The sequence below is a fragment of the Achromobacter xylosoxidans genome (assembly GCF_001457475.1).
GTDB lineage: Bacteria > Pseudomonadota > Gammaproteobacteria > Burkholderiales > Burkholderiaceae_B > Achromobacter > Achromobacter xylosoxidans.
The window spans coordinates 3,842,867-3,858,833 of the sequence record NZ_LN831029.1; the positions used below are offsets into that span (position 1 = coordinate 3,842,867).

At 67.1% G+C, this 15,967-nt stretch carries 21 protein-coding genes; all 21 read right to left on the reverse strand.

Annotated features, from left to right (window positions below):
- Positions 1-1,782, reverse strand: a complete 1,782-nt coding sequence (locus tag AT699_RS17220; RefSeq protein WP_024069256.1) for a hypothetical protein — start codon at positions 1,780-1,782, stop codon at positions 1-3.
- A complete protein-coding gene (locus AT699_RS17225; protein ID WP_024069257.1) occupies positions 1,782-2,960 on the reverse strand; it encodes a tail fiber domain-containing protein in 1,179 nt (392 codons plus the stop codon). Before AT699_RS17225 ends, AT699_RS17220 begins: the two co-directional genes overlap by 1 nt.
- Positions 2,961-2,970: 10 nt before the next feature.
- Complete coding sequence (locus tag AT699_RS17230) at positions 2,971-3,444, reverse strand: helix-turn-helix domain-containing protein (protein ID WP_024069258.1); 474 nt, start codon at positions 3,442-3,444, stop codon at positions 2,971-2,973.
- Positions 3,441-3,728: a hypothetical protein gene (locus tag AT699_RS17235; RefSeq protein ID WP_024069259.1), complete on the reverse strand. Its 288-nt coding sequence runs from the start codon at positions 3,726-3,728 to the stop codon at positions 3,441-3,443. The genes AT699_RS17230 and AT699_RS17235 overlap by 4 nt, the downstream gene beginning before the upstream one ends.
- Before the next feature lie 21 nt (positions 3,729-3,749).
- Positions 3,750-4,394, reverse strand: a complete 645-nt coding sequence (locus AT699_RS17240; protein WP_058207367.1) for a hypothetical protein — start codon at positions 4,392-4,394, stop codon at positions 3,750-3,752.
- A complete protein-coding gene (locus tag AT699_RS17245) occupies positions 4,395-4,685 on the reverse strand; it encodes a hypothetical protein (protein ID WP_024069261.1) in 291 nt (96 codons plus the stop codon).
- A complete protein-coding gene (locus AT699_RS17250; RefSeq protein WP_024069262.1) occupies positions 4,685-5,854 on the reverse strand; it encodes a phage tail protein in 1,170 nt (389 codons plus the stop codon). Before AT699_RS17250 ends, AT699_RS17245 begins: the two co-directional genes overlap by 1 nt.
- A gap of 2 nt (positions 5,855-5,856) precedes the next feature.
- Complete coding sequence (locus tag AT699_RS17255) at positions 5,857-7,482, reverse strand: hypothetical protein (RefSeq protein WP_197945446.1); 1,626 nt, start codon at positions 7,480-7,482, stop codon at positions 5,857-5,859.
- Positions 7,483-7,514: 32 nt separating this feature from the next.
- A complete protein-coding gene (locus tag AT699_RS17260) occupies positions 7,515-7,823 on the reverse strand; it encodes a phage holin family protein (RefSeq protein WP_049052356.1) in 309 nt (102 codons plus the stop codon).
- A gap of 1 nt (position 7,824) precedes the next feature.
- Positions 7,825-8,172: a putative holin gene (locus AT699_RS17265; RefSeq protein ID WP_024069265.1), complete on the reverse strand. Its 348-nt coding sequence runs from the start codon at positions 8,170-8,172 to the stop codon at positions 7,825-7,827.
- A 26-nt stretch (positions 8,173-8,198) separates the two neighbouring features.
- On the reverse strand, positions 8,199-8,639 hold the full coding sequence (locus tag AT699_RS17270) for a hypothetical protein (RefSeq protein WP_058207368.1): 441 nt from the start codon (positions 8,637-8,639) through the stop codon (positions 8,199-8,201).
- On the reverse strand, positions 8,639-9,892 hold the full coding sequence (locus tag AT699_RS17275; protein WP_058207369.1) for a phage tail protein: 1,254 nt from the start codon (positions 9,890-9,892) through the stop codon (positions 8,639-8,641). Before AT699_RS17275 ends, AT699_RS17270 begins: the two co-directional genes overlap by 1 nt.
- Positions 9,893-9,895: 3 nt before the next feature.
- Complete coding sequence (locus AT699_RS17280; protein ID WP_024069266.1) at positions 9,896-10,357, reverse strand: hypothetical protein; 462 nt, start codon at positions 10,355-10,357, stop codon at positions 9,896-9,898.
- Positions 10,358-10,369: 12 nt separating this feature from the next.
- The gene (locus AT699_RS17285) at positions 10,370-10,903 is read right to left on the reverse strand and encodes a hypothetical protein (protein ID WP_024069267.1); all 534 of its coding nucleotides are present in this window, start codon (positions 10,901-10,903) and stop codon (positions 10,370-10,372) included.
- A 1-nt stretch (position 10,904) separates the two neighbouring features.
- On the reverse strand, positions 10,905-11,294 hold the full coding sequence (locus AT699_RS17290; protein WP_024069268.1) for a hypothetical protein: 390 nt from the start codon (positions 11,292-11,294) through the stop codon (positions 10,905-10,907).
- 3 nt (positions 11,295-11,297) lie between these two features.
- Positions 11,298-11,939 carry a phage adaptor protein gene (locus AT699_RS17295; RefSeq protein ID WP_024069269.1) on the reverse strand — a complete coding sequence of 214 codons (642 nt, stop codon included), beginning with the start codon at positions 11,937-11,939 and terminating at the stop codon, positions 11,298-11,300.
- Positions 11,936-12,586: a hypothetical protein gene (locus tag AT699_RS17300; RefSeq protein WP_024069270.1), complete on the reverse strand. Its 651-nt coding sequence runs from the start codon at positions 12,584-12,586 to the stop codon at positions 11,936-11,938. The genes AT699_RS17295 and AT699_RS17300 overlap by 4 nt, the downstream gene beginning before the upstream one ends.
- The gene (locus tag AT699_RS17305) at positions 12,586-13,011 is read right to left on the reverse strand and encodes a hypothetical protein (RefSeq protein ID WP_024069271.1); all 426 of its coding nucleotides are present in this window, start codon (positions 13,009-13,011) and stop codon (positions 12,586-12,588) included. The genes AT699_RS17300 and AT699_RS17305 overlap by 1 nt, the downstream gene beginning before the upstream one ends.
- A gap of 84 nt (positions 13,012-13,095) precedes the next feature.
- A complete protein-coding gene (locus tag AT699_RS17310) occupies positions 13,096-13,515 on the reverse strand; it encodes a hypothetical protein (RefSeq protein ID WP_058207370.1) in 420 nt (139 codons plus the stop codon).
- Positions 13,516-13,567: 52 nt separating this feature from the next.
- Positions 13,568-14,866 carry a phage capsid family protein gene (locus AT699_RS17315; protein ID WP_024069273.1) on the reverse strand — a complete coding sequence of 433 codons (1,299 nt, stop codon included), beginning with the start codon at positions 14,864-14,866 and terminating at the stop codon, positions 13,568-13,570.
- A gap of 21 nt (positions 14,867-14,887) precedes the next feature.
- Positions 14,888-15,946 (reverse strand): hypothetical protein, encoded by a 1,059-nt coding sequence (locus AT699_RS17320; protein WP_024069274.1) that lies wholly within the window; start codon positions 15,944-15,946, stop codon positions 14,888-14,890.
- Between the last annotated feature and the right edge of the window lie 21 nt (positions 15,947-15,967).

The following is a 15,967-nucleotide window of genomic DNA, read 5'->3' on the forward strand; positions in this document are numbered from 1 at the left end:
CTATTCTGCGGTGGTGCGGCCCATGGCGGCGCGCGTGAATTCGGATCCTTCGGTGGCGCGGGCCCAGCGCTCGGCCGCAGCCTGTTCGGCCACGCGGGCCAGCTCTACATCGCGCTCGGCCTGCTGCAGCTGCGCGGCGTGCCTCGCACGCGCCTCCTGGCCGGCTTTCAATCCGGGCGGGCTGGAGCGCAATTGGCGCACGAGGGCTTGTGCCTGGCGCAGCTCGGCGCGGGCGGTATCAAGCTGGGCCCCCTCTGCGCTGTCGGCCGCAGCTGCTCGGGGGTTGGCGGCAGCAGGCGCGGCGCGGCCGGCCGGCGCTGGCTTGGCCACACTCGGCACCGGCTGTGCTGGCCGAGATGCATCGGCCGGAGCGGCCGCGGCCGGCGCCGCCTGGCCTTCACCCTGAGCAGGCGCTGCCACCAGGCGCGCCCGGATTTGCTCCTGCACCGCCTTGGGCACGACGGACACCGGTAGGCGCACCAGCTGGCCCTCGTGCTCAACACCAAAGCCGAACTGTCGATCGCCCAGCCGGATAGGCGTGATTTCGGCGGTGCCGTCCTGCACCCGCTGGGCCAGCGCCGCCAGGTTCCCCGCCGTCAGTACCTCGCCGGCTGGCGTGCCGGCATTCAGGCGGTTGATGTTCTCGCCGGTGGCGATGATGCCGCTCACCAACTTGCGCTGGTCATCGCCCAGCCCGTCCAAGCTGTCCACCTTGAAAATGCGCATGACGTGGTTGGCGAAATCCTTGTCGGAGGTCGTCATCCTCGGCTTGCCGGCCTCGCTGCCCTGGGCGCCGACACGCAGGCCGCCCTGGCCGTCGGGCGTGTACAGCGTCTGGTCTTTCCCCAGAATGCGAGGCTTGGCCGCCTCCTCATCCTTGCGCAGCTGACTGGCCAGCACCTGCTCGCGGCGCTTCTGCTCGGCATCGAAAAGCAGCTTCGCCTGCTGCGCCACCATCGCTTGCTGCGCCTTCGGGTCGCTGATGCTGCGCACGAAGGTCTGCAACATGTTCTCGGTGATAGGCTGCTGCACCGGCTTGCCGGTCACGGTGTCCACGCCGACAAAGTCGTACACCGGCGCGCCTCCGGCCTGTTCACTACGGCGATTGATCGCCTTCACCTCGATGCCTCCCGGCATGAAGCGGTTCACGAAGGGGACATAGGCGTTCGGATCGCCGGTCAGCTGGTAGCGTCCCTGCGCCGCAGCAAAGGCCTGTTCTCGGTGCTGGCCGACATATTTCTCGCGATCTGCCAGCAGTTCCATGGCTCGGCCTGGCTCTCCCAGCTCCAGGGCTTTCCGATATGCCCGCGTCAGTCCGTCCGCGACCTCTCCGAAATCACCCGCCCCGAGGTAATCAACGGGCGAAGGACTTTTTTTTTGCGCCATTGCGGCCGATTGCCCGGCACTCGGCAGCCCGGCCTGGGTAGCGCCCAAGCCCGCCCCGCCCGTCGATACATCGGCCAGCCCCAACGACTGGGCGGTTGCCATGGCCGGCGCTACCGGAGCGCTGGTAGCGACAGGCTGCAGGCCTGGCCCGCCTCCCATCGCGTCCCCAGCAGCCACCGCCTGCGGTCCCTGCACCGGCTCCAGCCCCGCAGGTGCCTGCAGTTGGTCGCGGGTTCCTCCCATCGCCGCGGCAATCTCCCGGTTCACACGCTTCTGCCGGTCGGCCTCCTCACGTTCGCGCGCCCGATCCTTGGACACGTCATAAGCCTGGGCGATTGCCATCCCATTGCGCAGGCCATCGGCCAGGCCACCCGCAAAGCTTCCATTCATCGCCATCAGATCCTCTCCAGTCCAATCAGGCCGGCCGACAAGTCGCCCGACAACGCCGGCGGCAATGCACCGCCCCCTTCTTCCGCGGGCGCCGCAACGGGCGCCAGGCCGGGCTTGGCACGTCGCCGTTCCAGTCGATCCACCTTTTTCGCCAACGCCCGAATCGCGGCGTGGTGCTGCCCGCTCACACTGATCATGTCCAGGCCGACCCCGCCCGGGGCGACCTCGTCACCAAATTGCGCGTGCATGTCCTCGGCGTAGGGACCGACGTGCTCCCCACCATCCGCCACGCCGGCGCGATATTTCCACCGCTCTACCGGTACTTTCGTAAGGCCGGCCAGTGCCTCGTCGTCGTCCAGCGGTTCCCCGTCCTCTTTCAATTCCTTCGACGAGAACGCCATGGCGCCAGCCATCAGCCCCGTGCCCAACAGCGAACCGAGGCCAGCCTGACTGGCAGAGTTCGCGTTCTGCTGCATCTGCATCTGGTTGAGCCCCATTTGCCCCATGGAATTGAATGCACCGCTTGCAGTCCCCAGCAGTCCCTGCCCCGTCCCCGCGGCATTGCCCTGGGCCGACTGCGCCCCCATCACGCCAGTGGCGGAGTTCCCCGCCTGCAGGGCCGCCTGCGACGCCGCAATGCCGGTGCCGGTCTGGTTCCGGCCGAACTTCGCCGCGTTCTCGCGCAGGCTCATGCCCAGCAGCTTGGTGTCGTTGCGCTCCTTGTTGACCGCGCCGGCGGTGGCCAGCGCCCGCGCATTGGCCTGATCCGTCATGGCAGTGCTGCCCAGGCTGCTGGTGGGCGAAACGCCCATGCGAGCCATCTCGCGCGAGGTCTGCGCCTGCGTGTTGTCGAACTGCCGGCCCACGGTCGCCGCGGCCAGGCCTTCGCGCCGCGCGATCTCCTCCGGGCTGTCGTAATTCATGGCCTCCTCGGCCATCTTGTTCTCGATCGGCTGGAATACGGACTTGTACTGATTCCATTGATCGTCGCCGCGCTGCGCGTTCTTGGTGGCCTCGCCCAGCGCGTTGTTCAGCAGCCCCTGGTAGATCGGCGCAAACTGCTCGGTCAGCTGCTGATTCCATTCGAAATTGCGCTCGGCAAGATCCTGGGCGCGCATGCCGATCTGGGCATTGGCTTCCTGGGCCCGGCCGACGGCCGGATCCTGTTTCACTTCCGTGGACATGCAGCCCATTTCAGTCACCTCGTGCGGCCTTCTCGGCCTCCAGGTTGGTCAAGTACTCGGGGTACGGTTCAGCCAGCTGGCGCAGCTCCACCCCCACCGCGCGCGCCCAGTCCATGCCGCCCAGCAGCAGCGCGCAATGGGTCACCAGGTCGACATAGGAGGCGCGCAGGACATAGGCCGTCCGCTTGCCCGCCACGCCGCCCGCGCGCTCCAGATCCGTGGCGATCGTCCAGTTGGTCGAGGCGTTCGCCAGTACCGCGTTGAGGCTGGCGAAATTGGCCTGGTAGAACGCGTTGCGCGGCAGCACCACCAGCGCCTGGAACATGGCGCGGTTGATATCGGCGTCGCTGAGAATCCTGTCGCGGTCGACCAGGTCATCCCAGAAGTGCGCCACGTCGAACGCCGTGCGCAGGAAATCGACCGCGCTGGCGTTGCCGCGCATCCAGCGCAGCGCCATCGCCTGGTCAAAAAAAGGCGCGCTCATCGGCGCGCCTTCGTGGTCTTGGTGGGCTTGATCGCCCGTCTGCTAGTGGAGGGCACCTCGGCCTTGCGGGCATAGGCCGGATCGATGGCGCCGGCCTCGTCGGCCCCTTGCGCTGCCGCGGCCGGCGGCACCATGGAAGCGGCAGCCGACAACGCCTCGCTGCGGGCGGTCTCGACCGCCTGCTGCGCGACCTGCAGCAGGCTCATCACCAGGCCCATGGCCAGCTCCTGGGTGATGCGGTTCCCCACGTTGGAGAAGATGGCGTTTTCGATTTCCTTTTGCATGTCGTCCTTGCCAGCGGTTGGTTAGAGAATCCCGGCCACGTCGATGATCGACACCTGCGGGCTGGGTGCATACGAGATAAAGGTATTGGTGCGGGTTGGGCTCCAACCAAAGAAGCGCACACCGAACTGCGGGAAGCCCGCCCAGAAGCCGTTCGCGGTCGCCTGCAGCGCTTCGGCCATGAGGTAGGTTTCCCAGCCCGACACGCCGGGCAGCGAGTTGTAGCCCTGCCGGACAAAGGCCTGGTTGTAGGCATACTTGCCCGACACCAGCCCGCTATAGGTCCAGCCGTCCCGATATGCCAGCCGGTAAGCGCTGTAGTAGTCGGGAATGTTCACGCTGCCGATGACGTTCAGCGGACGCTGCGCCGCGGTGAAAATCTGCGAACCCGACTCGTTGAATGCATCCAGGTAACTCGGGGTTACTGGCCTGTCGAACACGTAATACTCGGCCGGCTTGTTGAACGCGAACTCCAGCGTGCCGCCCGAGAGATTGGCCCACGACAGATAGCAGGCCTCGCCCACCGGCCGGAAGAACAAGACGGGGTCTAGGGCCGCCACCGCTGCCGAATTGCTAGCTACGCCGGCGTGGCGCAGAAACATGTTGATGGACGAGCTGTCCACGATCAGCTCGCTGGCGCCGGAGAGCAGCTGAAAACCGGCAGCCATTCACCGCACCCCGTAGATGATGGTGGCGGTCGCCCTGTCGCCCGGCATGTCCTCCAGGAATTTCCACCGAAGGGTGATGCCGTCGCGCCAGACGAACGGCGCATTGACACTCGCCGGGCTGCCCTGCGGCAGGGTCGCAAACCACGGTTCACCGCCCTCTGCCAACCGGGCATCGGCGTGCGCCCCGTCCGACGTGCCGGTGGCGACCTTTCCGTATTGCCGACTGATCTTGCTCAGGTAGGACGTCAGGACGGCCCCGTTGGGCGCGTAGGTCTCGATGCCGGCCGGCATTACCAGATCCCCAGACGCACGCGCAGCACGTTGTTGGCGTCGAACACCAGCAGCAGGTTGTCGCGGATCTCCAGGCGCGCGCCGCTCACCGCCGTGCGCAGCAGGCCGATGGTGGCAGTGATTGCCGACAGGCTCGCCACATTGAGCTTGTCCGCCGTGATAGAGCCCGCGGCGATGCGCGCCGCGTTCAGCACGCCGGCTGTGATCTTGTCGGCGCTCAGGTTGGCGATCTTCGCGTTGGTGATCGCCGCGTCCTCGATGTTGGCCGTCTTGACGTAGGCGGTCGTGATGACGGCCAGGCGCGCGGACAGCGACGCCACCGTCAGCCGGTCCGCATTCAGGCTGTTCACCGCGATGCGATCGCCGCTCATCTCCCCGAACGTGACCTTGGCCGCCGACAGGTTGGCGATCTTGGCGTCGGTGATCGAAGCGTTGCCCAGCTTGGCGTTGGAGATGGAACCGTTGGCGACGTACAGGTCGCGGATGTAGATGCCGGCAGGCACCGGCACGCCGTTGATTTCCGTCGGCTCGGGGATCTCGTACAGCAGCGCCTTGGGGTCGCCGGCGGCCGACAGGACGTCGATCAGGTAGGCAGGGTCCAGCGAGACGGCGCCGGTCGTGCCGCCCACGGCATTGAACGGCCCCACCTTGCCGCCGACGGACACGAACCGCACCCAGTAGAAATAGGTGGTAGCGGTGGCGCCGCCTACCGGATCCGCATACACCCAGCCGGTGGACTGGCCGACGCTCTGCGCCTGCGCCTGGTTGTCGGTCGTGCCGCGGAAAACCTCCGCATAGCCGAAGTAGGCGAAGTTCGGCTTGTCCCATTCCAACACCACGGTGCCCAGGCCGGGCGTTGCCTTGAAGCCAGTCGGCGCCGGCGGGATGCCATCGACCAACGGCGGCGTGCTGGGCTGGAACGTGCCCCCCGGATTCTTGATGAGGATGGGCTTGCCATCGGCGCCGCGCATCGTGACGATGCCATTCTCGACCAGGTCGCCCCAGGTCACCGCCTTGTCGACCGCCTGCCCGCCCTTCCCGAAGCGCGTCGCCAGGGTCAGCCGCATTTGCTCGAGCGCGCGCGTCGCGGCCGGGTTATCGGGCAGCCGGGCGGACTCGATCGCCGGCAGGTCTGCGTAGCGCAGGCCGGATCGTGCAGAGGTCGCCATCGTCAGACCGCCGTGACGTTGCCCAGGACCGACGCCACGGTCACCTCGGAAATAGCCGCGGTGCCCTCGACGGTGAACTCGTAGCTGCGGGCGCGATAGTTACCGCGCAGCCGGAACGGGCGGCCGTTGGTCACTTGGTGCTGCAGCTCCACGTCCAGCGGCCCGCCGGACGTCTCGATCGTGGCCCGTAGCCGGAAAGTCACCGGGTAGGCGCCGGCCACCACCTGGGCGGCGCCGATGTTCTGGGCGCGCTCGAGGATGAACCGTTTGCTCACCCGGCGTATGGCCAGCGGCACCGAGCCACCGTCCCATTTGTGCACGTTGCCATCAGGCAGCGCCAGGAACAGCTCATCGCGCCGGCCGTCCGAGAACGAGGCCGTCGCATACACATCGGTACGGGTCAGCGACATGGCGCCGCGCGTCAGATCGAAAATCAGGCCGCCGCGCTCGGCGCCAGTGTCGAACCAGCAGAAGTAGCGGTTGTCGTGCACGCTGGCATGCATCGAGGCCGGCCGGTAGGCCTGCCACTGCGCCCGGGTCAGCAGCTCCTCAGTCACCACGCCCACGCCGCCCGCCTGGTCGACCATGACGAGGCCATCGGGAGAGGCGTAGACCACGCCGCCCTTGAACGCCCGGATAGTGCGCTTGGCGACGCACGGCTGGTTCCCATCCAGGCGCAGCGGCGTCAGGGTGACCGGATCCGCCTGGGTCGCCAGATAGGTGTCGCCCTTGGTGCACACGACCGTGGCCTGGCCCATGATGGCACCGCCCACGATCTCGTCCGCGACCGGCGAGTAGTACGGCCAGCCGAAGGGCTTGAACACCTCCGACCGGTACACCCGCTTGCCCGAAAACCCGATCATGAACCCGCCGGGGTGCGCCATCAGGCCGAACAGGTCCGCCGGCGGCGGCACCAGTGCGCGCTCGGGCAGCGCCTCGCCCAGCTCGGTGAAGTCGACCTTGTCGGAAAAGGTCACGGCGCCGGCCGGCACTTCTTTCCAGAATCGCAGCACGGCCGTGCCGGTGCCGTCGGTGGTGGAGATGTAAAGCCGCTTCAGCGTGATGTTGTATTCGCCGGCCGGCGGCCCCTCCATGTTGATCACGTTCAGGGTGTCATTGGTGGCAGCATTGAACGGGTCGCTCACCTCGTTGGGCGGCCCCTCCTCGCCCCAGGCCGACACGAAGGTGTACGCCAGCAGGCACGACTGGCGCTCCAGGCCCGAGGGCGGATCGGGCTGCAGGGCGACCGTCACCGTGGCCCGCGACGTCGGCGCCGGGATGCCCAGCCGATACCACGCGGACGGCATCTGGCCGTCGGTTGTAGCCATGGTCGAATCCGTCACCCGCGGCGGCTGGCCTGCCTCGGTGAAGTAGGTCCGCTCCTGCGCGTCGTCCGGAATGGCGCCGCGCGCCACATCGGTATCGTTCAGCCAGTGGAACCAGTAGCGCGAGTCGTCATCGATCGAGCGGCCGAAACGGTAGATCGCCAGCTTGGTGCCGACCTTGGCCAGGTCGGCGACTTTGGCCGGCGCCCGGTACGGCACCAGCGAGCCGCGCTGCAGACTGGCGTTCAGCACGTCCTGGCTGGCGCCGGCCGGCAACAGGTGCGGCTCAACCTTGGGCAGCATGCCGGTGAACGCCTTTTCCGCTTCCCGCATCGCTACCTCGCCCGCGCCGGCTTGGCGATGTTGGCGACGTTGCCGCGGGCCCGGAACACCAGGAAGGCCAGCAGCAGCGTCAGGCCCAGCTGCCACGGGCTGACCGCGCCCTGCCGCGCCAGCACATCGAGCGCCTGGCCGCCAGTCAGCACCACCATGAGATAGGCCACCACTGACATGCCCACGCGATACCGCGCGCCGCGGCGCTGGTAGCAGGCCAGGCGCAGGGCGGTGGCGAAATTGGCGACGACAAAAAGAAGGGCCACCAGATGGTGGCCCGTGACGGTACTGCCGAAGTCCCAAGGGTGCATGTCAGCCTCCCCGCTTCCAGAAGGTGAAATCGGCCGCCTCGATCTTCTTGATCGCCGTGATGGCGACGGTCACGGCCACCGCGGCCGCACCGAAGCCGGTCACCACGGTTTCCTGAATGCCGATCAGGCGGCCCAGCTCAGGCGCCGCGAAGTATCCGATCAGCCAAGACACCAGGCCGTAGACCAGGCGCTTGGCGACACCCAGCTCGTTGCTGTGCACGATGAACAAGGCGGCGCCGGCGAACGCGCCGATCAGCGCGCCGCCATCCACCCCGGGCAGCATTGCGCCGAAAAGCAGCGCCGAGGCCGTGGGCAATGCTGCGCTGATCGCGCTGGTAGGTTCAGCCATCATTTCTCCTGTGTGAGGTCTACCAGCTAGGCCTTGATGGCCGCGGCGAGACGGAACAGGTCATCCCGCTTCGCTTGAGTAAGGCCGAGGACGTCAGCCGCAGCGTTGAGCATGGCGCTGCCATGCTCGAATACCTGCAGTTCATCCCAGGCACGCCGGTAGTACGCCGGCGTCGTCGGATCGTTCAGTAACTCCTCGAAGGCTTCGAATAGGGTTCGCTCAGGGCGCCCCTCCGCAGGAAAGCGAGTAAGGCGCATCGCCTCGCGGCCCTGATAGCGCGAAACCGAGGCCGGAGGTCCTGCCGGCGGCTCGGGCATTTCCTCCAACGATGCGGGCACCAAGGTAAGCGGCGCATCGACTGGTCCGAACGGCGAACGGAATACATAGTGACCGGCCGAGTTATCTGCGATCACGTCGTCGTCGAACTGAAAGAAGCGGCCCGTTTCAGTGTCTTTGAAGGTGTGCATTATCGATACTCCCGCCAGCCGCTCAGGCTCGCATTAGTGGTGCTTGCCCGATATGTCGAACCTGCTGGAACCAGGATGCAGCCGGGCAAATTCGCCGAGCTATTCGGGTAATAGATCAAGCCGGCCGGGACTTCGTCTATGGCAAAGAACAAGTAGCCCGCTGCGGCGGTCGAAGTGGTATAGACCTGGACGAGGATTGGCCGCCCCGTCGTGTTCGTGTAGATCACACCCAAAGACCGCGAAGCCGCGACGTTCTGCCATGTCTGATTGACGCCAAAAACTTGGCCGCGCATAGTTTGAAATGCCGCATTGAGCGTCGCATAGTCGGTCGCCAGCTGCGCAGCGTCGGCCGCGCCAGGATTGGTGACGGCGCCGAAGGCCTGGATAGTCCATGCACCGGCGACGTTCTGCGGGTGCGTCTTGGTGCCCACACGCGGCACCCCACTGGGTCCGTTCTGGACCGGGGCATCGACCGTGCTGTACTGGCTGTTGGTCCCCTGCCCATACGGTACAGTGCCGTATGCCGTAGGGGAACCACTCTGTGAGGTCTTGATGTTGATGAGGTGACTGTGATTCTGGAACTGGTCCGGCTGAATCACACCCACTGGGGCTGCGTCCGTGCCGTCACCCGAGAGGAACACGCGCCCGAGGGAGCCGACGGAGTGGCCGTTCAGGTCGGGCACCCGGATGGTGGTCGAACCGTCACCGGTGGTATAACAGCCGCGATTGCGCGGGTCTGCCAACCAATCGGATTCCGTAGCCACCGGCACCGTGCCGGCCACCACCATGGCGGCAAGGTCAGGAAAGGTGGCGCGCGAAATGGTCTGGCCATCGGCGGGGATCCGGCCTGCCGGGATGGACGAACGCAGCGGCCACCAGGCCACTGCCCCCACAGGAACAGGCGACTTCACGCGATACATGCCCGCCGCTGTGTCGAACTCGGCCATGCCTTGCCCGTTGACATAGATGGGCCCGCCGTCAGCCGTGGGCAGCTCGCTCGTGTTGAACGGTTGCACCGTGCGGCGAAGCAAGCGCTGCTCCGGCTCCCAGGCATTGTTGGCCGCATTGCGGCGCTTGAGCCACCCGGATCCGATGTCCGCCCAGCGCATATACGGTGCGACGTAGGCACCCGTCAACGTCGCGGGGTCCACGGCGCCGGAGAAGTCCGAAGCGACGTTGACGAAATTGTCGTCGACCTCGTCACGGGTCAGCAGGCGCGCCAGGTTGCGGCGCAGGGTGAGCAATCGGGTCATGGCTTACCCGCGCTGCTGGGCCAGCGTCCAGTTGATGGTGAACACGTCCTCGGGCTCCTTGTTCTTGACGCCGAACACAGAGCGATTCGTCATCGTGCCGGCAGCGGCCGCATTGAAAAGACCGGCCTCGGTGACGGGGCCCGACCCCACGCCTTCGCCGAAAGTCGCGGTATAGAGGCGCTGCGCGCCGGTGCCGGAGATGGTGACCGGCACACGGCTGCCTGCGATTTCCACCTCCAGGGTCTTGTCGGCACCCGCCGCCGGCGTCGTGCCGGTGCCCAGCGCCATATGGGAAATCACCCCCACCGCCTCGCCAGCGGCGCGGGCGGCCAGATAAGCCAGGCCGTCGTCGGTGAACAAGTTCTTGATGACGAAGCGCTCGGTTTGTCCAGTGCGCCCGCGGCGGACGATGATTTCCAGATCACCCCGGTTCAGGGCGCCGGAGCTGTTCAGCATGTTGCTCATGGGAAAGTCCTTTCAGAAGGAAGTGGCGTCGCCGACGTAGTCGTCGGCATAGTCCAGGGCGTAGTTCTCCAGCACCACACGGCCGGAGTCATGCGACGCGGCTGCATCCCGGCGCTCGCGGGCCACCGCCAGCGCCAGGACGTCGACCGTCATCGCGGCGTCGAATCGAATGGAGCGCACCGTCTGCCGGGCCCAATCCACTGCCGTGCCGGCCGACAGCCGCACGAACGCAAGGGCAAACCGGTCCAGCGCGCCAGCAACGTCGGCCCGGCCGAAGGCAACGCCAGCGCCGACCACGTCAGTGGCGGTCGCGCCATCGCGGCGTTGGCCCACCACGGCGACGGCGCGCCAGTCGACGGCCGCCGCCAGGTCATGGCGGTTTAGGATCCGCACCAGGCGGAAGTAGTCCACGGCCAGGCCGAGGTCCGCCAGGATGGGATTCAGGCCCAGGGGGTCCGCCACCGCATCCACGCGCGCCACCAGGGTGCCCGAGGCGTCGACCGTGGCGGCGACAATTTCATGCTCCAGGTGAACGGGGCCGGTCATGCTAGAACTGCTCCCGCACCTGGAATTTCAGGATGGCGAACGCCGTCTGGATGCGGCCATCGGGAAAGGTCACCTCGACCTCGCCTTCGAATTCGCCCGCCGTATCCAGGGCGTCGGCCGACCAATCCATGGCCAGGCGGCCACCACGGCCGGCCACGTCATAGGGCGGGCGGTAATCGACGTCGCCCGTCTCGGGGTCAACGTAGCCCGCGATCGCAAAGCACGGCATCGTGGCCTTGACGGCGTCGGCCCCCACCTCGCGGAACAGCAGCCGGGCGGTAGTGCCGGGCGCGGACAGATCCAGCGGGCGCCGCGTGCGCTGGTCCGTTAGCGACAGCTGCAGCTGGGGCGCGGTGTCTCCCTGCACCAGGCGGATTTTGTCGGTTGCCATGCGTTATTTCTGCTCGTTGGGGCTGGTCATCGCCTTGGCGGTGACGTCGCTGGTCAGGGTGGACTGGCATGCCGCCAGGTGCTGGGCGGCGCGTTGGTGGAACGCAGGCACCGTGTCGGCCTCTTTGAGGAAGGCGCGGTAGAGGATGTAGTCCACCAGCGCCGGCGCGTAGGCGCCCTCCTCGGCAAGCTCCTTGTCGCCGTCGTCCTTCGTGACCGCCGCCGGCGGCTTCGCGTAGGACAGCTCGATCACTACGCCGGCTCGAGCCGGCGGATACACGTCGAACTGGCCGGGGCTGCGCTCGTCGTACAGGAAGTGGCGGATCTCCTGGACCTTGGACTGGCTGCGCCAATTCGGGCGCACGCGGCCCAGCGCCGCGGCGTCGGCCACCGTGATGGCGCGCTGGCGCGGCGCCGAGACATTGCGCGGCACGTCGAACAGCATGCGGGCGCCGCCCGGCAGAGCCTGGCGCGCCCCTTCGGCGCAGGCGAAATCCTCGGACACCTCGTACAGGTCCGGCCGCAGGCGGTACGCCTCCAGGCGGCCGTCGCTCAACCACATGGGCAGCTCGGTGTCGTCCCAGTAGACGGCGCCGTCGTCCTGCAGGATGGTGCGCGCGCGGGTGATGACTTCGCCGACTTTCATTTGAATTCGTCCCCGCCAGTGCGCATCCGCCGCTTGGCAAAGCCGCGGGCGCCATCATCGGCCAGCGTGTTGCAATCCCGGTCGAACTCCGTCTGGTAGCCTCCAGCGCGGCCGGGATCCGCGTAGCCCGCCTTATGCTGGTGCAGGCGCGCCAGCGCGCCGTTGGCCAACTTCTCGGCGTAGCGATTCAGCAACACGTCGTGCAGCTCGCGCGCGTTCCTGGTGGGCGCGTAGGCCACCTCGAGCCGCAGCGCCCGCGTCGCCTTGACCGTGACCGCCGGTACCAACTGCACGAAGCCCGGCAGCCGGCAGTAGAAGTGCTGCACGTCGGCGGTGCTGCCGACCTGGCGCCAAGCCCAGCCGTCGGGGAATTTCTCCTCGAGTTCGGCGCGCGTGGCCGACGTCACCGGGCCCTCGGGCAGCCAAGCCGCCACCACATCGACGATCTGCGTATCAGCCTCGGGCGGGTCCAGCTCGTACTCGGCGGTGCCAGGCACCAGCGTCACCGGATCGAGGAACGCGCGCAGCACGCGGGTGCGAGTGCAGAATTCGATCGCTGCGTCGACGATGGCATCCTCGACCGCCGGCGTGGGCGCGCCTTCGATCAGCGGCACCACGAACCGCTCGAAATCTGCGAGGGCGGCCATTACGTCGGTTCGCCCGCGGCGCGCGAGTTGGCCAGGCTGACGATCTGCTGGATCATCTCGTCCTTCTTGAGGGCCGCGTCCAGTTCATGGTTGAACTGGGCACGGGCGAACGTCGCCAGGTCTTCCTTCTTCATGCCCTGCAGGTTGGGCATGTTGAAAGGTGGCACCTGGCTCTGCTCGGACAATTTTCCGCCGCCGACCGCCTGCTGCGTGGTCACGACCAGGCCAATGTTGCCCGGGTTCTCGTCCGCTTCCTCCCAGGCCTCGCGCCAGACGTCCTTGTGGGGCGTCAGTTTGATGGCGATCAGCGGCGGCACGAAATGAATCTGCCCGCGCTCCCACACCAGGCCGGTGCCGGCGACCGTGTCCTTCTTCTGTTCCTTCGCCCCGATGTACATGATCGGGATGAGGTTGTCCTGTTCCATAGGGAACTCCAAAAAGGTGGGGCCAGGCGGTTTCCCGCCCAGCCCCGAATGCCGCGCAATGCGGCGAGACAGCCCCGAAAAGGCTTAGGCGACGCCCACCATCTGGCCGTTGACCACGGCCGTCAGCTGCGGCGTGCCCGTGAAGGCAGCCCCGCTGATCGTGGCAACCAGCTTGACCGGCCGCTTGAACAGGATGGGATGGGCGGTCGAATCGACGTTGCCGGCGGCGGCGATGTCGGCGCCGGCCAGCCAGGCGTCCAGATCGGCGACCGGACCATCGCTGGCGTCGTAGGGCTCGAAGCCCAGGTCCGCCTTGACACCGGCGCCAGCGGCGTCGGTGACCAGGCGCACGGCCGTGACGACGACGCCGGCCGGGATGACGCCCAGGTAGACCTTGTCCGCGATGCCGGCCGCGCCGCGGTAGCCGTAGGTTTCGACCCAGGCATTGCCGAAGGCCTGCGTGTGCAGGGGCTTGGCGTTGTAGTCGGGAGAGTAGCGATCCATGAAGTTCTCCAGTTCCACCGGGGCAGGCGGCCAACCGGCCGCCCGCCGCCGATCAGGTGTTGAGGTTGACGACGGTGTCCAGCACCATCACGCCGTGGTCCGTCGGGATCTTGTTGCCGCGCGCGTCCGGCACCGAGAAGCGGAGCTTCGCCTTGCCGCACATGACTTCGCCCGCGACTTCGAGGTTGCGCTCGAAGTTGTAGCGGTTCTCCATCCAGTTGGCGTAGGTGTCCGATCCCTGGTTCTTGCCGTAAACGTGCGCCAGCGCCTGGGCGCCCAGCAGCATGCCGCGGTCGACAGCGAAGCCCGGTTGCAACGTCGGGATCGTGACGTCCGCCTCGGCGGCCGTGGCCTGGCCAGCCTGGGTGCAGTAGCGCACCGAATCACCCGGGTTCAGCCGGATGGCGCGGTCCATCTTGCGCACCAGGATGTTGTGCCAGATGCCGGCCTCGCCCGTGAACAGCGGGTGCTTCTTCGGTCCGGTGAACGACGAGGCACGGTTCCAGGCGTTCTGCAGAAACGTGCGCCACTGCAGGCTGTTGGCCGCCGTGTTGGTCAGAATGCTCTGCCACATGCGGTTGGTCACCAGCAGCAGGTACAGCGGCTCGTCATCGGCGGCGGCGTCGCCCGCGATCTTGATCGGCTGGAGCTTGAACTCCATGTCGTCGATGATCGCGCCCAGGTGGTCCAGGTGTTCCAGCTTGAAGGTGTCGGTGGTATCGATCGCGCCCAGCGCCTGGCCGCCCTGCACCAGCGACGTGCCATCGGCCACCCAGTGGCGGTTGTAGGTCGGCGCCTTGACCGGGTTGATCATGATTTCGGCGAAATCCGGATCGTTGGCCATGGGCACCACCCAATCGGTGCCGACCTGGGAGCCGCGGGTGCCGGCCAGGTGCACGATGGTGGACTGGTCGTTGAAGCGGCGGAACCAGCCCTGCAGGTTCGCCATGGCCAGGCCGCGCAGGTTGTGCACGGTGCGCTGCTGGGTCATCTTGCCGCCGGCGTCCACCACCTTGGTGGCCAGGTCGATGCGGATGTCCATGCTGGACATGTCCAGGCGCTCGCCTTTGCCCTCGGCCTGCTTGTCGCCCATGATCGGCTTGCCGCCGGTCTGGTTGATCAGGTCGACGCTGACCTGGTCGCCCTGGGACTTCGTCAGGTCGGTGACTCGCACCAGCGGCATGTCGGGGCTGGTCTGGCCTTTCAGCTTCGCCTCGGCGGCCGATTGCTTCGGCGCCGCCCCGGTCAGGTTGTTCATCAGCGAGGGCTGACGTTGGGTGTTGGCGAACAGCGCCGCGCCGAAAACCTTGCGCGCAAGCGGCGAGCCAACGGGAACAGTAGTTTGGGACATAAAGCCTCCAGTTCGTGGGATTTACGAAGAGAGGCGCGCCAGCTGCGCTTCGATTTCATCCGGCGACATGTTCATGAAGCGGTCCGTCAGGGCACTGCCCGACAGCGCCGCGATGGCGTCTGCCTCGGATGTGGCGGCCGGCTGGCCGCCAGGGATATCGGAAAGCGTGGAAGGCCCCGACGCTTCGGCCTTCGCTTTCGCGACGGCCTCGGCAACGCGCGCGGCAGGATCGGCTGGCTGCTTGCCCGCCGCGGCGCTGGCCGGGTCGGGTAGCTCGATCTCGCCGTGTTCGGCTTCGTACATACGGAGGGCGGCACCGAACCGCTCGGCGAGCGGCTTGTCCTGCCATGACGGCTTGGCGCGCAGCATGGCGTCGATGGTGGCGACCTCGTTGAACTCGGCCGGGGCGGTGGCACGGAGGTGGGCGAGCTTGGGGATCGACACGATGGTGTCCTCGACGGTCACCAGTGCCTGCACCTGCTGTTCGCGGCGCGCGGCTTCCGCTTCCTCGGCGGCGGGCCGGCCGGCGTCGACCTGTTCGCTCAGGCTCTTGGCCAGGTCGATCAGGTTGTCCATCCGGCGCGCCACGTCGGGAGCTTCTTCGCGCAGCTGCTCCAGCAGTTGCTGGTCGACGATCTGGTCCAGATCGAGCGACTTGGTTGCCTTTCCCTGCTGGGCGGCAGCCTGATCCTGTTCCAGCTTGGTCGTCAGATCCCGCACCATCTGCTCGGCACGGATTGCGCGTTCGCGCTCCTGCTGCAGCACCTGGTAGGGGATGACGTTCTTGCCGTCCCTCGCCAACACAACGGCTTCGCCTTCCTGCGGGGCAGCGGCGGCCGTGGCCCCCTGCTGCTTACCGCCCTCGTCGGTGCCGGGCGTTGCACCGCTGGTATCGCCCTGGGGTTTGGCGCCGGCGGCGGTGGCCGCGACGTCATCGGCGGTCGACTGGTCGGCGGCGCTGGTGGTGGCATCCTGCCCACCGACCAGCGCGGCCAGCGCGTCGTCCGTCAAACTGAGGGGGTCGCGCAAGACTTCATCGAGGTTGTCGATGGGGTTGCCCGTCGTGGTGTCCGTGGTCATCTCTTCCTGCTCCTAGTTCTC